At 50.6% G+C, this 15,433-nt stretch carries 17 protein-coding genes, 1 tRNA gene and 1 riboswitch; of the genes, 16 read left to right on the forward strand and 2 right to left on the reverse strand.

Annotated elements, in window-relative coordinates:
• Positions 1-43: 43 nt before the first annotated feature.
• From infC to FHP88_RS07465, 16 genes are all read left to right on the forward strand, one after another.
• Entirely contained in the window at positions 44-535 is a 492-nt protein-coding gene (gene infC / locus FHP88_RS07390; protein WP_144358395.1) for a translation initiation factor IF-3, read from the forward strand.
• A gap of 109 nt (positions 536-644) precedes the next feature.
• On the forward strand, positions 645-842 hold the full coding sequence (gene rpmI / locus FHP88_RS07395) for a 50S ribosomal protein L35 (RefSeq protein ID WP_144358396.1): 198 nt from the start codon (positions 645-647) through the stop codon (positions 840-842).
• Between the two features lie 20 nt (positions 843-862).
• On the forward strand, positions 863-1,222 hold the full coding sequence (gene rplT, locus FHP88_RS07400) for a 50S ribosomal protein L20 (RefSeq protein WP_144358397.1): 360 nt from the start codon (positions 863-865) through the stop codon (positions 1,220-1,222).
• 126 nt (positions 1,223-1,348) lie between these two features.
• Positions 1,349-2,380 (forward strand): phenylalanine--tRNA ligase subunit alpha, encoded by a 1,032-nt coding sequence (gene pheS, locus FHP88_RS07405; RefSeq protein ID WP_144358398.1) that lies wholly within the window; start codon positions 1,349-1,351, stop codon positions 2,378-2,380.
• Positions 2,381-2,464: 84 nt separating this feature from the next.
• Positions 2,465-4,843: a phenylalanine--tRNA ligase subunit beta gene (pheT, locus tag FHP88_RS07410; RefSeq protein ID WP_144358399.1), complete on the forward strand. Its 2,379-nt coding sequence runs from the start codon at positions 2,465-2,467 to the stop codon at positions 4,841-4,843.
• A gap of 3 nt (positions 4,844-4,846) precedes the next feature.
• The gene (gene ihfA, locus FHP88_RS07415) at positions 4,847-5,146 is read left to right on the forward strand and encodes an integration host factor subunit alpha (protein ID WP_144358400.1); all 300 of its coding nucleotides are present in this window, start codon (positions 4,847-4,849) and stop codon (positions 5,144-5,146) included.
• On the forward strand, positions 5,127-5,486 hold the full coding sequence (locus FHP88_RS07420) for a MerR family transcriptional regulator (protein WP_144358401.1): 360 nt from the start codon (positions 5,127-5,129) through the stop codon (positions 5,484-5,486). Before ihfA ends, FHP88_RS07420 begins: the two co-directional genes overlap by 20 nt.
• A gap of 53 nt (positions 5,487-5,539) precedes the next feature.
• Positions 5,540-5,616, forward strand: a tRNA-Pro gene (locus tag FHP88_RS07425).
• Positions 5,617-5,799: 183 nt separating this feature from the next.
• Positions 5,800-7,188, forward strand: coding sequence for an aminodeoxychorismate synthase component I (pabB, locus tag FHP88_RS07430; RefSeq protein WP_144358402.1), 1,389 nt, complete (start codon positions 5,800-5,802; stop codon positions 7,186-7,188).
• A 64-nt stretch (positions 7,189-7,252) separates the two neighbouring features.
• Entirely contained in the window at positions 7,253-8,095 is an 843-nt protein-coding gene (locus tag FHP88_RS07435) for an energy transducer TonB (RefSeq protein WP_144358403.1), read from the forward strand.
• Positions 8,096-8,125: 30 nt separating this feature from the next.
• A riboswitch (cobalamin riboswitch) is annotated at positions 8,126-8,318 on the forward strand.
• A 192-nt stretch (positions 8,319-8,510) separates the two neighbouring features.
• The gene (locus FHP88_RS07440; RefSeq protein ID WP_144358404.1) at positions 8,511-10,352 is read left to right on the forward strand and encodes a TonB-dependent receptor domain-containing protein; all 1,842 of its coding nucleotides are present in this window, start codon (positions 8,511-8,513) and stop codon (positions 10,350-10,352) included.
• A gap of 80 nt (positions 10,353-10,432) precedes the next feature.
• Complete coding sequence (locus FHP88_RS07445; protein WP_144358405.1) at positions 10,433-11,257, forward strand: ABC transporter substrate-binding protein; 825 nt, start codon at positions 10,433-10,435, stop codon at positions 11,255-11,257.
• Entirely contained in the window at positions 11,254-12,261 is a 1,008-nt protein-coding gene (locus FHP88_RS07450; RefSeq protein ID WP_144358406.1) for a FecCD family ABC transporter permease, read from the forward strand. Before FHP88_RS07445 ends, FHP88_RS07450 begins: the two co-directional genes overlap by 4 nt.
• Positions 12,258-13,034: an ABC transporter ATP-binding protein gene (locus FHP88_RS07455; protein ID WP_144358407.1), complete on the forward strand. Its 777-nt coding sequence runs from the start codon at positions 12,258-12,260 to the stop codon at positions 13,032-13,034. The genes FHP88_RS07450 and FHP88_RS07455 overlap by 4 nt, the downstream gene beginning before the upstream one ends.
• A 31-nt stretch (positions 13,035-13,065) precedes the next feature.
• The gene (locus FHP88_RS07460) at positions 13,066-13,785 is read left to right on the forward strand and encodes a 16S rRNA (uracil(1498)-N(3))-methyltransferase (protein ID WP_144358408.1); all 720 of its coding nucleotides are present in this window, start codon (positions 13,066-13,068) and stop codon (positions 13,783-13,785) included.
• 104 nt (positions 13,786-13,889) lie between these two features.
• The gene (locus FHP88_RS07465; protein WP_144358409.1) at positions 13,890-14,528 is read left to right on the forward strand and encodes a LysE family translocator; all 639 of its coding nucleotides are present in this window, start codon (positions 13,890-13,892) and stop codon (positions 14,526-14,528) included.
• Position 14,529: 1 nt separating this feature from the next.
• On the opposite strand, the gene FHP88_RS07470 is transcribed toward FHP88_RS07465, so the two are convergent.
• Together FHP88_RS07470 and FHP88_RS07475 are read right to left on the reverse strand one after the other, a co-directional pair.
• Complete coding sequence (locus FHP88_RS07470) at positions 14,530-14,781, reverse strand: hypothetical protein (RefSeq protein ID WP_144358410.1); 252 nt, start codon at positions 14,779-14,781, stop codon at positions 14,530-14,532.
• A gap of 97 nt (positions 14,782-14,878) precedes the next feature.
• Entirely contained in the window at positions 14,879-15,325 is a 447-nt protein-coding gene (locus FHP88_RS07475) for an Lrp/AsnC family transcriptional regulator (RefSeq protein ID WP_260843197.1), read from the reverse strand.
• Between the last annotated feature and the right edge of the window lie 108 nt (positions 15,326-15,433).

Raw genomic sequence — 15,433 nt, forward strand, 5'->3', positions numbered from 1 at the left:
CGTTTGGAGGAACTGAGTTATCGCCGCACCAAAAAGAAATCGGATGAACGATGAGATCGATGTCCGTGAAGTAAGACTGATCGGCGCCGATGGCGAACAGATTGGGGTAGTTTCCATTGCAGAGGCAATGGCTGTCGCCGCTGAAACGGGGCAGGATCTGGTTGAGATTCAGCCAAATGCTGAGCCACCTGTTTGTCGGGTGATGGATTACGGCAAGTTCATCTTCGAATCGAAGAAACAGAAGTCTGCGGCGAAAAAGAAGCAGAAGCAGGCTCAGGTAAAAGAGATTAAATTCAGACCAGGGACGGGCGTGGGGGATTATCAGGTAAAACTACGCAACCTGATACGTTTCCTGAAAGACGGGGATAAGACCAAGGTAACCATGCGGTTCCGCGGTCGTGAGCATGCTCATCGAGAGCTGGGTCTGGAGTTGTTGCAACGTGTTGAGACAGATCTGTCTGAATACGGCGAAGTTGAGCAGCAGCCTCAGATGGAAGGCCGGCAGATGATCATGGTTCTGCGTCCCAAAAAGTAAGTATCTTAAAATCTAAAGATCCAAGGATCGAGATTGGTTGTTTTCCCGGGTTGAACAGACCTGATGATGGTAACCCCGGTCGGCGGATTAAATAGCGGAGTTATATGTAATGCCAAAGATTAAGACTAATCGTGGCGCGGCCAAGCGGTTCAAGGTAACCGGTTCCGGCGCCATCAAGCGTGGTCAGTCTCACCGTCGTCATATCCTGACGAAGAAGAGCACCAAGCGTAAGCGTCAGTTGCGTTGTCCATCGCAGCTACACAAAGCCGACGTTGCAGTAGCACGTCGTATGATCCCTTACGCCTGATTCTTTAGGAGACTGAACCAATGCCTCGCGTAAAACGTGGTGTACAAGCACACGCCCGACATAAAAAAGTGCTTAAAGCGGCTAAAGGTTACTACGGTGCCCGCAGCAAGATTTATCGTGTAGCAAAACAGGCCGTCATCAAGGCGGGTCAATATGCCTATCGTGATCGTCGCCAGAAAAAGCGTCAATTTCGTGCACTCTGGATTGCCCGTATCAATGCCGGTGCCCGCAACAATGGTCTCTCTTACAGCCGTATGATTAATGGCCTCAAGAAAGCGAACATTGAGATTGATCGTAAGATGCTGGCTGATCTGGCCATCTTTGACAAGCCGGCGTTTAGCGCCCTGGCAGAACAGGCTAAGGCCAGTCTCTCCAGCTGAAAGCTTGTCATTGCGTCTGCAGTAAACCGACGCAAATGAGTGACAACGACAGGGGAAAGGCCATTGGTCTTTCCCCTTTTGTTTTTATGCAGTATTAACGAACTGATCCCAGATGAGGACCCTTTAATGGATTCTGAATCCAATCTTGAGCTCTCTCAACTTGTTGAAGAAGCAACTGGCCTGATAGCGGCAGCCGAACAATTGGCAGCACTGGATGAGCTCCGTGTACGTTATCTTGGTAAGAGTGGTTTGCTCACGGCTCAACTGAAGCAGCTGGGGAAACTTCCCGCAGAGGAGCGTCCACAGGCAGGGCAGGCCATCAATAAGGCCAAGCAGGCGCTTCAAGAGATTATCGAGAACCGAAAGAGCGAGCTTTCACAGCGCGCGCTGATGGCTCGCCTAAGTTCAGAGCGTATCGATGTGACCTTGCCTGGCCGGGGTTTGGGGCAGGGTGGTCTGCATCCGGTTACCCGAACTTTGGAGCGTATTGAAGAGCTGTTCACTCGCTCTGGATTTGCCATTGAGGAAGGGCCGGAGATCGAAGATGACTACCACAACTTCGAGGCGCTCAATATCCCGGCCCATCACCCGGCGCGTGCCATGCATGACACCTTCTACTTTGATGCCCATCTGCTACTGCGGACTCACACTTCGCCGGTGCAGATACGCACCATGAAGAATGCCGGGCCACCGCTGAAGATTATTGCCCCAGGGCGGGTTTATCGTTGTGACTCGGATCTGACCCATACCCCGATGTTCCATCAGGTTGAGGGGCTGTTAGTGGATGAAGGGGTCTCATTCGCCGATCTGAAAGGCGTGCTCTATGATTTTCTACAAAATTTCTTTGAGCGGGATCTGAAGATCCGTTTCCGGCCTTCCTATTTCCCCTTCACTGAACCCTCTGCTGAGGTGGACATCGAGTGTGTGATGTGTGGCGGCGATGGCTGTCGGGTTTGCAGTCATACCGGTTGGCTGGAGGTGCTGGGGTGCGGCATGGTGCATCCGGAAGTATTCCGTCATGTGGGCATAGACAGTGAAAAATATACGGGCTATGCGTTCGGTATGGGGGTTGAAAGATTGACTATGTTACGCTATGGAGTCAATGACTTACGGCTCTTTTTTGAGAATGATTTGAGGTTTCTTAAGCAGTTTGCCTAACCGATGCCTGGTGAACTAGAACCGAACATTGAACAACGATTTTCAGAGTACGCAGTGTGCTCGATTAGGATTGGATAAGAGATTATGAAATTCAGTGAAGCCTGGTTACGTGAATGGGTGAATCCCTCCGTCAATACCACTGAACTGGCCGATCAGCTCAGTATGGCGGGTCTGGAAGTGGACTCCGTGGAGCCGGTTGCAGGTGAATTTGAGGGCGTGGTAGTAGGCGAGGTCCTGACGCGGGAACAGCATCCTGATGCAGACAAGCTCAGCCTGTGCACGGTCAATGTGGGCGCTGCAGAGACACTGCAGATTGTCTGTGGTGCACCGAACGTTGCGGCTGGACTGAAAGTGCCTGTTGCGGTCATCGGTGCTGTGTTGCCGGGGAATTTCAAGATCAAGCGGGCCAAGCTTCGGGGTGTTGAATCCCAAGGAATGATCTGCTCAGCTTCTGAACTTGGATTGGCGGCCTCATCTGAGGGTATTTTACCGTTGGCTGAGGATGCGCCAGTTGGTACGGATTTCCGGGAGTATCTGTCGCTCAATGACCAATCGATTGATGTCGATCTGACCCCCGATCGGGGCGATTGCCTCGGTTTAGCGGGCATTGCGCGAGAAGTAGGGGTTATAAACCGTTCTCCTGTCACGCCTCCTAAGATGGCGCCGGTGCCAGCCGTGATTCAGGATCAGTTTCCTGTTGCATTGGAGGCTCCAAATGCCTGTCCGCGTTATCTCTGCAGGATCGTAAGAAACATAAATCCTGCTGCCGAGACGCCCCTGTGGATGCAGGAGCGGTTACGCAGAAGTGATCTGCGCTCAATCAGTCCAGTAGTGGATGTCACCAACTATGTGATGATGGAATTGGGTCAGCCCATGCATGGGTTTGATCTGGCTGAACTTGATGGCGGTATACGGGTGCGTATGGCCGACGAAGGTGAGCCGTTGGTACTGCTGGACGGTCAAACGGTCACCCTACGCAATGATACGCTGGTCATCGCGGACCACAGCAAGGTTGTTGCCGTGGCGGGGATTATGGGGGGTGAGCACTCCGGTGTGGGTGAGCAAACCAAGGATATCCTGCTGGAGAGCGCCTTTTTTACGCCTATGGCTATTAGCGGTAAGGCGCGCAGCTATGGCCTGCATACAGATTCCTCTCATCGCTTTGAGCGCGGCGTTGATCCAGAGTTACAGCGCCAGGCAATTGAGCGCGCAACACAACTGTTGCTTGATATTGTGGGTGGAGAGCCCGGTCCTGTCGTAGAGGCGCTAGAAGCGTCTCATATTGATCCGCGTCCTGAAATCCTGCTCCGCCGTACACGTGTTGCCATGGTGCTTGGACTGGAGATAGAGGATGAGATCATTGCCGATATTCTGGTTCGCCTGGAAATGAAGGTTGAGACGGTTGCAGAAGGCTGGAAAGTGACGGCTCCCAGCTGTCGGTTTGATATCAGCATCGAAGAAGATCTGATAGAGGAAGTCGGTAGAATCTACGGCTACACGCGTATCCCAACAAAGCGCACAGCGGCAGCTACCGTGATGCAAACCGAGGCTGAAGTTACCTTCAATCTACAGCGGGCAAAGCGTCTGCTGGTCGATCGAGATTATCAGGAAGCAATCACCTATAGCTTCATCAGTCGTGAGATGCATGACCTGATTGATCCGGGTCATGTGCCGGTGGTGTTGGCGAATCCGATATCCTCCGATATGTCGATCATGCGTACCACGCTTTGGCCGGGTCTGTTGCAGACGGCAATATATAACCAATCGCGCCAGCAAATGCGCGTTAGAATCTTTGAGTCAGGTCTTAGGTTTGTAAAGCAAGATGATGAAATAAAACAAGAAATGATGCTTTCTTGCTTGATTTCAGGTACGGTAACACCTGAAGGGTGGAGTGACTCAGCCCGCGAAGCGGATTTCTTTGATATCAAGGCCGATTTAGAGGCGATTTTTGCACTGACAGGCTGCCCTGATGACTTTGATTTTGTTCAGGCATCACATCCCTCGCTTCACCCGGGACAGACGGCCGAGATTACCCGTGCGGGTCAATCGATTGGTTGGATTGGTAAGCTTCACCCTGAACTGGAAGCGAAACTGGATCTCACGACAGGTGTCTATCTGTTTGAGATTCGGATAAATGAGTTGCTGGAAGGGCGATTGCCGGCATTTAAGCCGCTTTCCAAGTACCCGTCAATTCGTCGTGATATTGCGATTGTGGTGGATGAGAGTGTTAGATTTAGTGATATTCGTCAGGCAATTAGAGGTTCGGCACCTGAAATCTTAAGAGAAATATTGATTTTCGACGTCTATACTGGAGAAAAGGTAGACTCAGGACGAAAAAGTCTCGCTTTGGGCTTGATTTTACAGGAAAGTTCCCACACTCTTACCGATGAAAAAGTGGAAAGCGTAATGGCGCAGGTGATCTCCACGCTAAAAGAGCATTACAACGCACAACTGAGAGATTGAATTATGGCTTTGACCAAGGCGGATATTGCCGAAAAACTTTTTGATGAGCTGGGCCTTAACAAGCGTGAGGCCAAAGAGATGGTTGAAATGTTTTTTGAGAAAGTGCGCATTTCACTTCAGGAAGGTTCACAGGTTAAGTTGTCTGGATTTGGTAATTTTGATCTTCGTGAAAAGAAAGAACGGCCAGGGCGTAACCCTAAGACGGGAGAAGAGATACCTATCTCAGCTCGTCGTGTCGTAACATTTCGTCCCGGTCAAAAATTGAAGGCGAGGGTGGAAGCTTATGCTGGAAGCGAGCAGTAATACTGCAGATCTGCCGGCCATACCCGGCAAGCGCTACTTCACCATTGGTGAGGTGAGTGAGCTATGTGGCGTAAAACCCCATGTTCTTCGCTACTGGGAGCAGGAGTTTTCTCAGCTCAAGCCGATCAAACGACGCGGAAATCGTCGCTATTATCAGCGCCACGATGTACTGATGATTCGTCAGATTCGCAGCCTCTTATACGATCAGGGCTTTACTATTGGTGGAGCCAGACAGCAGCTTTCTGGTGAAGGCGCAAAAGAGGATCAGGACCAGAGCCATCAGATCGCCAGGCAGCTTCGGACCGAACTGGAAGAGGTGCTACAGATACTGAAACGCTGATTTTGTCAGCATTGACAATGAGGTGCATACCGCCTAGTATGCGCGCTCAGTTTCGGGCGGTGGCGCAGTCTGGTAGCGTGCTTGTCTGGGGGACAAGTGGTCGCAGGTTCAAATCCTGTCCGCCCGACCAAACGAAAAAAGAGGATTATCCGAAAGGGTGGTCCTCTTTTTTGTTTTCAGGGGAAGATGACCATGAGAAATTGGTCTGGGTGCAGGGACGCGGTTTTGAGAAACCTGACTGATTGGTGAGTGCTATACTCTGCCACGCTAAAAGTCTTTGGCCTCAATTTATGCAAGCAGACAATCCCAGACAATGACCGATCTACCCCTGCGTATGCAGGCGCTTCCCTATATTGCCGATAGTAGTCGACTTTTTGCCTCACTTGCGGCGCGGCCTTGGGCCGTGTTTCTCGATAGTGGCCGTTCGATGGCTACTCAAGGGCGCTATGATCTACTTGCCTCTGATCCAATGATTACCCTGGTGACTCAAGGTCGGCAAACCCTCATAAAAGACGCTGAAGGCCGCGGTGTGCATGCAGACGAAGACCCGCTGACAGTGTTGCAGTCTTATCTCAGACACTATCGGCAGAATTCTCCGACTGATCTGCCCTTTTATGGTGGGGCTCTGGGTTACTTTTCGTATGATCTTGGTCGTCACTTCGAACGGTTGCCTCTACTAAGCCATGATGAAGATTGTTTGCCGGAGATGGCCGTAGGCATCTATGACTGGGTGGTAGTGGTTGATCACGCGGAGCAAGCCAGCTGGCTGGTTGGTGCCGGATTTGATTCGGCTACTGACGAGAAGTGGTCTGATCTTGTTGCGTTATTTTCCCCCGTTGATCCTCCATGCGACAAGTCAGCTCCGTTATCAGTGATAAGTGAAATAGAATCCAATATGCCCCCCCGGCAGTACGCAGAGGCATTCCAGAAGGTGCAACGCTTTATTCGGGAGGGTGATTGCTATCAAGTCAACCTGGCCCAGCGCTTCAGCGTGAAAGTCAAGGGCTCACCCTGGTCGGCCTACAAGCAATTGCGTGAACTAAATCCAGCTCCATTTTCGGCCTATTTGAATACGCCGGTGGTGCAGATTTTATCTTCCTCTCCTGAGCGGTTTCTAAAGGTTGAAAACGGAGCAGTAGAAACCTCACCTATTAAAGGAACCATGCCCCGTAGTGACGATACCGAGCTGGACCAGCAACAGCGATGGCGCTTGTTAAGCAGCGAAAAGGATCGGGCGGAGAATCTGATGATTGTCGATCTGCTGCGCAACGATCTGAGTAAGGCCTGTGCCCTAGGCAGTGTTACTGTGCCCAAACTATTCGATGTAGAGAGTTATGCCACCGTGCACCATCTGGTCTCTACAATCCGGGGGCAACTTGCAAATGACAAAGATGCCGTCGATCTTCTTCGGGGTTGTTTTCCCGGTGGCTCCATCACCGGTGCGCCCAAGTTGCGGGCAATGGAGATTATTGAGTTGCTGGAGCCCGATAGACGGGGTGTCTATTGCGGCTCAATCGGCTATATCGGTTTTAATGGCAATATGGATACCAATATTGCGATACGTACAATGATACATATTGATGGTACGATGCGGCTTTGGGCGGGTGGAGGTATCGTCGCGGATTCAGTCATGGAGACCGAGTATGCGGAGACCTTTCACAAGGCGAAGGCCATGTTACAACTGCTTCAGCCAGAGTGCTGAGGAACTCTTTTTTCAAGTAGGGGATGGATTATCACTACTTCAGATTGATTCGTAGAAGCCACAGATGTCTATACGTATTGCCAGTATTCTATTTTCGATACTGGCCCATGGAACAGCATTTATCTATTTAGACAGTTTTATCTCGCTCGACAAACCCACAGGGGTTGAAACGGGACAGGGGATGAAAGTCACCCTTGTGCGCGCCGAAAAAAAAATTCCGAGTATGCAACCTCAACATTCTATAGCGTTGCCTGATACACCCGTAAAGAGTGAGCAGAAGCCACTAGAATACAAGGAAGTGGTCGCAGATTCTGTCGCTGTGTCCAGCGAAATTAAACAAATCTCAACCCTGGACGTTGACCAGATAAATGCACGTAGTCCCACGAGTGCGGGTAAGTTCAATTCCGTAGAGGAAAAAGTACCATCAACAAAAAAGAGGAAGCTCATCAAGCCCAGGCCAGTAAAAGCGCTGCCACCACCTGCGCAGATTGTAGCTCCTCAATTACCCAGCAAGGCCGCACCCCTGGTAGTGGCAACAGTAGCTCCGGAGAGTAATAGCGTCTGGGTTGAATCAAGGACGCTGGTACCATCCAGCGATCAATCTGATCAGCTACCGGCTATCGAACAGACTTATACCCAGGCCTTGGCTGAAGCCATAGAGAGGAATAAGCACTATCCCTTGCGGGCTAGAAAAAAAGGCCAGCAGGGTGAGGTGACGGTCCGCTTCACAATTCTAAAAGATGGCTCTATCTCTCAGGTCCAGATTAGCAGCAGTTCCCACTTTTCTGTCCTCGATCGTGCCGCATCAAAGGCAGTCGAAAGCCTGAGCCGATTCCGTCCTATCCCTGATCAACTAAAGCGTGATCGCTGGGATTTTCAAGTCCCGGTACGTTTTGCGGTGAATTAAAAGCCCTTGTGCATTTTTGATCTTGCATTAAAATAGCCGACTCTGATGGGTGCCCCTCGTGGGTTAAAAGGGAACAAGGTGAGTCATCCAGACAACTCCTTGACTGTCCTCGCAACTGTAAGCAAGTAGTCCGGTCTCAACAAGCCACTGACAACCTGTCGGGAAGGCGACACCGGGTGATGATCTGCAAGTCAGGAAACCTGCCTCTCACGCGTCGCAATTCTATTGAACGGGGTATTCTGTAGAGCGGTCATCCGTTAGCTGGCGCATTCAAGCAGGCTGGAAAAGCCTGTACTTGTATGCAGTCCTGTTGTAGCCGAATCATCTTCGGTCCCTGCAGCATAAACAAGTCTCACTTTTCCGTCCTGCATTTAAAAAATGCCTCGCCCATAAATGGGCAACGGAGAGACCTGTAATGAAGTTCATTCGTTTTGATCAATCGACTCAACCCCTGCTGTTTCTGACCACGCTGTTTACGGTTCCTGTTACCACGGCGCTGGCGGCCACCTCGCTGGATACTATTAATATAACGGCTAATCGTATGGCCCAGACCATTGATGAGACGCTGGCCGCTGTCACCGTTCTAACGCGTGATGATATTCAGAAAAGCCAGGCCAAGAATATTACCCAACTGCTAGACGGTACTCAGGGCTTGACTATGAGTAACAACGGTGGATTGGGGAAGGCGACGGGAATTCGACTACGCGGTACAGATTCTAAACAGGTGTTGGTATTAATCGATGGAGTTCGGATTGGGTCGGCTACGCTAGGTACTGTCGCCTTTCAGGATATTCCTCTATCCCAGATCGAGAGGATTGAGGTGGTGCGTGGCCCTCGCTCACAACTGTATGGTGCGGATGCGGTTGGTGGTGTAATACATATTTTTACCCGCCAGGGACGACAAGGTACGCGTGTTAGCGGGGATGTAGAATATGGCTCTCATAATACAAAGCGTGTTGGTCTTGGCGTATCAGGCGCGGATGGCAGTTTCGATTACAGTCTTCAACTCTCGCATTTAAATACAGACGGGTTTAATGCGCTGAAAAACAACAACCCTGACAAGGATGGTTATGAGAATCGTGCTTTCTCAGGAAGTGTAGGCTATCTTTTTGATAATGGTGTAAAGCTCAATCTTAATGTATTGCGGTCAGAAGGTGAGAATGAATATGACAGTGCCTGGGGGCCAGGCAATCTTTATACAGCGGATTCACTCCAGCAGTCGGTCAGTGGAAAACTGACATTCTCACCTAATGAAATCTGGGATGTAACATTGTTGTTGGGTGAGACGCGAGACCAGAGTACCAACAACACTAACGGTGCCTTCACTTCATATTTCAATACCAAGCGCCGCCAGCTCTCCTGGCAAAATGATCTGGAATTAGGTGAAGAAAGTCTTTTAACCTTTGGTCTGGACTTCACGCGTGATGCTGTAGAAGGCAGCAGCAACTACAGTGTGAATGAGCGGGATAATAAGGCCCTGTTTGCGCAGTATCAGCGCGAGTTTGGTAAAAACAGTATTGTGCTGGGACTTCGTCACGATGATAGTGAATCGTATGGTAGCTATAACACCGGCAATATTGCCTTTGGCAGAGATCTGACCGATATGCTGAGAGTGATCGCTTCTTACGGTACGGGTTTTAGGGCGCCTACCTTTAATGATCTCTATTACCAGGATCCCTGGGGCTCCAATGGTAACCCCAACCTGACCCCGGAAGAGTCAAACAGCTTCGAGCTGGCGTTCAAGGGAAAACAGTCCTGGGGCAATTGGAACATCAACCTGTTCCGCACAGATATTGATGGTCTGATCGATTGGGTTGAGATTGCGCCATTTACATACCAGCCACAAAATATCAGCCAAGCCAGAATAGATGGTTTAGAGACGGGGCTTGATACGGAGTTGGTTGGATGGACGGTTGCTGCAAACCTCACGTTACTTGATCCACGCGATAAAACGACGGATAAGTTCTTAATAGACAGAAGCCAACGCACACTGCGTATTGATGTCGATCGTACTTTTGGTGACACAGAGCTGGGTGCCACGTTCAATGCTCGAAGCCGAAGTTATAGTAATATCAGCAATACACTCATGGCGGATGGATTCGGAACCCTTGATCTTCGAGCGGCTCATCATCTGAGCAGCGACTGGACATTGCGTGGTCAGATTCGAAATCTTTTTGATCGGGATTATGAAACTATCCGTACCTATAATACGGGCGGACGCGAGTTCTTTGTCTCTGTACACTATGAACCCAAGTAACTGAAGCAGAGACATGCTCATTCATTGTTAATGAGTGAGCATGTTTCAAATTAAATGGAAGCGTGGGTGAGTCAATTTAAATGAAAAAAACACTGCTCACTTTTCTCTTGTTACTGATAGTTTACCCCGTGGTCTGGGGTTCCGATAAACCCGCCCGCATAGTCTCCATCAATCTCTGCACTGATCAGCTTTTATTGTTGCTGGCTGATCCTGGGCAGATCACCTCAGTCAGTTTTTTGGCTTTAGAACCTACGAGCTCCTACATGGCTCGGCAGGCGGCACAGTATCCAGTCAACTATGCCAAGGCTGAAGAGTTGATTGATCTCCAGCCGGATCTGATATTGGCGGGTGCCTATACCGATCGCGCACTGATTTTACTGTTAAGAAAACTGGGTTACCGGGTTGAAACCTTTCCGCTCTCGTCGAGCATTGATGACATACGCGATAACATTCGCCTTATGGCTAAATTGATTGATCGCGAATCAGAAGGGGAGATGTTGGTGTCTGAGATGAACCGCCGGCTTGAGAAGATCAGTCGTGCCCACCCCAAGCGAAAACCGCGCGGTGCGTTCTATCAACCGAATGGTTACACCGGTGGACGAGGCACACTACAGCACAGTGCCCTTGAACTGGCGGGTTGGAAAAATATTGCAGACGAAGAGGGTGTGGTTGGTTATGGCGCCATTGATCTGGAGCGCTTGATACGCTCCCAGCCTGAACAGCTGTTTACCTCATCCTATGCACCAGGTACTCAGTCGCGTGGCCAACAACTATTGAAACATCCCGTACTCAGGCAAATTACTCAGGGCAGGGAGCCGGTAGAGATCGACTACAAATACTGGATCTGCGGCGGTCCAATGATTGCCGATGCAGTAGAGATTCTACACCGGAGTCTTCCTCAATGAGATCTGTTGAATTGATACATCAGAGGATGTTGATCGTTATTCTTGTAATTGTGATGGTCTGTCTGTTTGTTGTCTCGCTGTTTATCGGTTCAAATCCACTCCCGGTTATCCAGGCAGCCAGAGAGAGCCTGCTGGATACACCGACAGTCATTGGGCTGATCTTTGGTGAAATTCGTTTACCCCGAGCACTCATTGCACTCTTCACAGGGGCAACGCTGGGCTTATGTGGTGCAGCCATGCAGGGGCTGCTACGCAACCCTCTGGCCAGTCCCGGCCTGATTGGCAGCTCCAGTGGTGCCGCATTGGGTGCGGTATCCATGCTCTATTTTGGTTTCGGTGTTGTCATGCCTCTCGCTGTTCCACTGGGTGGGGTGGCGGGCGCGCTACTGGCAACCTTTATGGTCTATCTGATGGCCGGTCGTGAGGGCGGGACATTGACCTTGATTCTAGCGGGTGTGGCAATCAATGCACTTGCCCTGGCACTGATTTCACTGTTACTCAATCTGGCGCCCAGTCCCTATGCAGTCAGGGAGATTGTCCTCTGGATGATGGGTTCCATCGCCAATCACAGCATGACAGATCTCTGGACACTGTTACCTGGCGTGTTACTGGGTTGGCTGATGTTGTTTGGCACTGGCCGTTCGCTGGATGCCTTGACGCTGGGGGCAGAGACCGCCAGCACCATGGGCATTTCACTGTCCAGATTGCGCTGGCGCATCTTTCTGGCCGTCGCGTTATCCGTAGGCTCGGCAGTGGCTATCACCGGCTCTATCGGCTTTATCGGGCTGGTGGTACCCCATCTGTTACGACCGCTGGTGGGTTTTCAGCCATCCCGCCTATTACTCACCAGTGCCCTCGGTGGAGCATCACTGTTGCTGGCAGCTGATATCTCTACACGTCTGTTTCCGGCGGGTACAGATATCAAGGTGGGTGTGCTTACCTCTCTCGTTGGAGCACCTTTCTTCCTCTATCTGATCATCAAGAGTCGGCGGTATCAGCTATGAACAGATTACAGGGCTCACAGCTTGTTGTTTCACTGGGTGGCGCGGCTATTCTCAAAGGTGTTGACTTCAAGCTTAATGCGGGTGAAATGCTGGGGCTGGTCGGACCGAATGGTGCAGGCAAGACCACGCTGTTGCGAGTGCTTGCCGGTCTACAGAAGCCCGATGGGGGCAATCTGTTGTGGAACGCGGGTGATTATTTTTCGCTCACAGCAAGAGAGCGGGCCCGGCGTCTCTCCTATTTGGCACAGAGTGGAACAGCGCACTGGCCAATGAGTGTGGAGCGACTGGTGGCTTTGGGCCGCTTGCCACACCTCTCTGATTGGCAGAAACCTGGCGAGACCGATGAAGCACTGATCGAGCAAGTCATGGAAGAGACTGATCTGAGTGATTTCAATACGCGCCAGTTCAACACCCTCTCTGGTGGGGAACGATCCCGTGTATTGTTGGCGAGAGCGCTGGTCGCTGAGCCTGAGGTGTTGTTGGCTGACGAGCCAGTGGCCGCACTGGACTTGGCACATCAGATAGAGGTGATGTCACTGCTACAGCGTTATTGTGAGCGCGGCGGATCTGCGGTGGTGGTGTTGCATGATCTACGTCTGGCCGCTCATTACTGTCATCGGATCATGCTGTTGGTCGATGGTAAAACATTAGCGGAAGGATCACCTGAAGCGGTTCTGACTGAGCAGCACATGCGTACCGCCTTTGGTGTTCAGGTCAGCCCGGAGGTGGGTGCTATTAGGGATACTTTAAAACTTCCCTGGGTCAGGGCATGATGCTTTTTTATCACCCTAGCGCTAACATGCCATGAATCTGTTACTCATTACTGAAAGCGACTTAGTGCAGCCTGACCGGGCGATCATCAGGGATAGTCGCTTGCGCCATATGCTCGAAGTCCATCGATCCAAGGTGGGTGATCAGGTGCGAGTAGGGCTGTTGAATGAGTTTATGGGCAGCGCAGTGATCTTGTCACTCAGTCAGTCAGAAGCAGAACTTCAATTGACATTGACCGAACAGCCGCCCGTACCGCTGCCGGTTACATTGGTTCTGGCCCTGCCTCGACCGAAGATGCTGCGGCGCTGTCTCCGAATGGTGGCGGAGTTGGGTATAAAAAGGTTGATCCTGCTGAATAGCTTTCGCGTTGAGAAGAGTTATTGGCAGACACCCCTGCTCTCAGAAACACAAATTAATGAAGCCCTGATTGCGGGTCTTGAGCAGGTCAAAGATACGCGTTTGCCTCTGGTTACTCTGCACAAACGCTTTAAGCCCTTTGTGGAGGATGAATTGCCTAGCCTGTTAAAAGGGCAGCTTGGTCTGGTGGCCCACCCTTATTCGGTAACGGATAGTCCTATTGTGTTGCCGATAGATCGACCGGCGGTGATCTGTATCGGTCCGGAAGGCGGTTTCATACCCTATGAAGTGGATAAACTGATGCAGGCGGGTTGCCTGCCCCTGGATCTCGGTGATCGCATCTACCGGGTTGAAACGGTATTGCCGTTACTGGCGGGGCGGCTTTACAGTAGCTAAGTGAAGAAGGGGTGTTACCGGTGTTCCTATTTTTTACCGATTCGAATGTGATAGAATACGCTTTCATTTGAAAGTAACTAACATGCTGAATTATATGTAAATATATGTACTTCGATTCCTATCTTTGGGCTTTTCTGATCGCCATAACCCTGCTCACGGTTTCACCGGGCGTGGATACGTTACTGGTTATTCGCAATACCGTCCGGGGAGGGTTCCGCGATGGTGTCCTGACGAGTTTTGCCATCTGTCTTGGATTGTTTGTCCATGCGGCCGTATCTGCAGGGGGTATCTCTCTTATCCTCATGCAGTCGGCATGGATGTTTACCCTGCTCAAAGTGGCGGGTGCCTGTTATCTGGTCTGGTTAGGGGCGAAGAGTCTTTATTCTGCCTATCGTGGCCAGAGTGGATTGAAACTGGAGACAGGAAAAATAAAACATCGACACGTATCGGCATGGGTGTCACTGCGCGAGGGATTTCTGTCTAATGTGTTGAATCCAAAGACAGTGGTTTTTTACATGGCTTTTCTTCCACAGTTCATTCAGCCTACTGATCCTGCCCTGACCAAATCACTGTTTCTGGCGGGCATTCACTTTGTTATAGCCAATATCTGGCAACTGATGCTGGTGCTGATGGTACGCCGCGCCTATAACTGGCTGTCGCGTCCGCGAGTGGGGCGTGTGTTTGATAGCCTGACGGGTTCGATCATGGTCTTTTTTGGCTTGCGACTGGGTCTGGAATCTTAATCTACTCTTCTAACCACTCGATCAGATAATAGAGTCTAAAGCCCTCTGAAGAGACAGAAGGGCCGTACACAAGTGCCGGGTAATACTGTTTCGCTTTATCGGCCTGTTCAATGGCCGCTTGTGGTGAGTCCATGATCTGCACACAGTTCTCTGCAAACCGGGCGCGTCGTTTTCCGGGGGCATAGATCACTACATAATGTTTTTCTACGACGGAACTTTCGGAGTCGGCTCCGTGGGTTCTTGGAAAATCCATCCTGCTAAGCCTATATTGTTTTACTGCACTACAGCCTATCGTGATTGAACCCTGTTTAACAATCAGTGCTGTTAATCCTGCAATAGACGGGGCACTCTTACTCTTTTGTTACAGACTGCAATACAGGACAGGTCAGCAGCCGTTTCAGATCGGGGAGTTGTTCGAGTTGACGGCGGATCTGGTTCAGTCTCTCCATGGAATCGGTTTCAGCAAACAGTATCAGATCAATTTCCCCGCTGAGTGCGTGTCCCATTCGGATCTCAGGAATCGTTTGAAGTGTGGGCAGTAATTCATCAAGTTTGAAGGGAGACAGGCTCAGTTGAAAATAGGCTTGCACGGCCTTTTGCCCGGCTCCACCCAATCGGATGGTATAGCCCTGAATAATGCCGCGCTCTTCGAGTCGTTGTATCCGTTCCGCTACCGCACTACGGGAGAGGCCGATATCCCGGCCAATTGCAGACAGAGATTCACGCGAGTGGCTTTGTAATCGGCTGATGATCTGTTGGTCAAATTTATCCATATCCTGAATAGTGCGGTTTTTCAATCATATCGTCCAGTATTCTCTGCACAGTTAAATTAACGGAAATTCTGTCTAAATAACGGGCTAAAACCAGCATTTTTACAGCTGTATGGTCCAGTCGTTATCGCTAGC

The sequence above is a fragment of the Sedimenticola selenatireducens genome (genome assembly GCF_007625115.1).
GTDB classification, from domain to species: domain Bacteria; phylum Pseudomonadota; class Gammaproteobacteria; order Chromatiales; family Chromatiaceae; genus Sedimenticola; species Sedimenticola selenatireducens_A.

Coding starts and splice junctions, on each gene's coding strand:
- infC (WP_144358395.1), top strand. CDS start 44: ATGAACGATGAGATCGATGTCCGTGAAGTAAGACTGATCGGCGCCGAT.
- rpmI (WP_144358396.1), top strand. CDS start 645: ATGCCAAAGATTAAGACTAATCGTGGCGCGGCCAAGCGGTTCAAGGTA.
- rplT (WP_144358397.1), top strand. CDS start 863: ATGCCTCGCGTAAAACGTGGTGTACAAGCACACGCCCGACATAAAAAA.
- pheS (WP_144358398.1), top strand. CDS start 1,349: ATGGATTCTGAATCCAATCTTGAGCTCTCTCAACTTGTTGAAGAAGCA.
- pheT (WP_144358399.1), top strand. CDS start 2,465: ATGAAATTCAGTGAAGCCTGGTTACGTGAATGGGTGAATCCCTCCGTC.
- ihfA (WP_144358400.1), top strand. CDS start 4,847: ATGGCTTTGACCAAGGCGGATATTGCCGAAAAACTTTTTGATGAGCTG.
- FHP88_RS07420 (WP_144358401.1), top strand. CDS start 5,127: ATGCTGGAAGCGAGCAGTAATACTGCAGATCTGCCGGCCATACCCGGC.
- pabB (WP_144358402.1), top strand. CDS start 5,800: ATGACCGATCTACCCCTGCGTATGCAGGCGCTTCCCTATATTGCCGAT.
- FHP88_RS07435 (WP_144358403.1), top strand. CDS start 7,253: ATGTCTATACGTATTGCCAGTATTCTATTTTCGATACTGGCCCATGGA.
- FHP88_RS07440 (WP_144358404.1), top strand. CDS start 8,511: ATGAAGTTCATTCGTTTTGATCAATCGACTCAACCCCTGCTGTTTCTG.
- FHP88_RS07445 (WP_144358405.1), top strand. CDS start 10,433: ATGAAAAAAACACTGCTCACTTTTCTCTTGTTACTGATAGTTTACCCC.
- FHP88_RS07450 (WP_144358406.1), top strand. CDS start 11,254: ATGAGATCTGTTGAATTGATACATCAGAGGATGTTGATCGTTATTCTT.
- FHP88_RS07455 (WP_144358407.1), top strand. CDS start 12,258: ATGAACAGATTACAGGGCTCACAGCTTGTTGTTTCACTGGGTGGCGCG.
- FHP88_RS07460 (WP_144358408.1), top strand. CDS start 13,066: ATGAATCTGTTACTCATTACTGAAAGCGACTTAGTGCAGCCTGACCGG.
- FHP88_RS07465 (WP_144358409.1), top strand. CDS start 13,890: ATGTACTTCGATTCCTATCTTTGGGCTTTTCTGATCGCCATAACCCTG.
- FHP88_RS07470 (WP_144358410.1), bottom strand. CDS start 14,781: ATGGATTTTCCAAGAACCCACGGAGCCGACTCCGAAAGTTCCGTCGTA.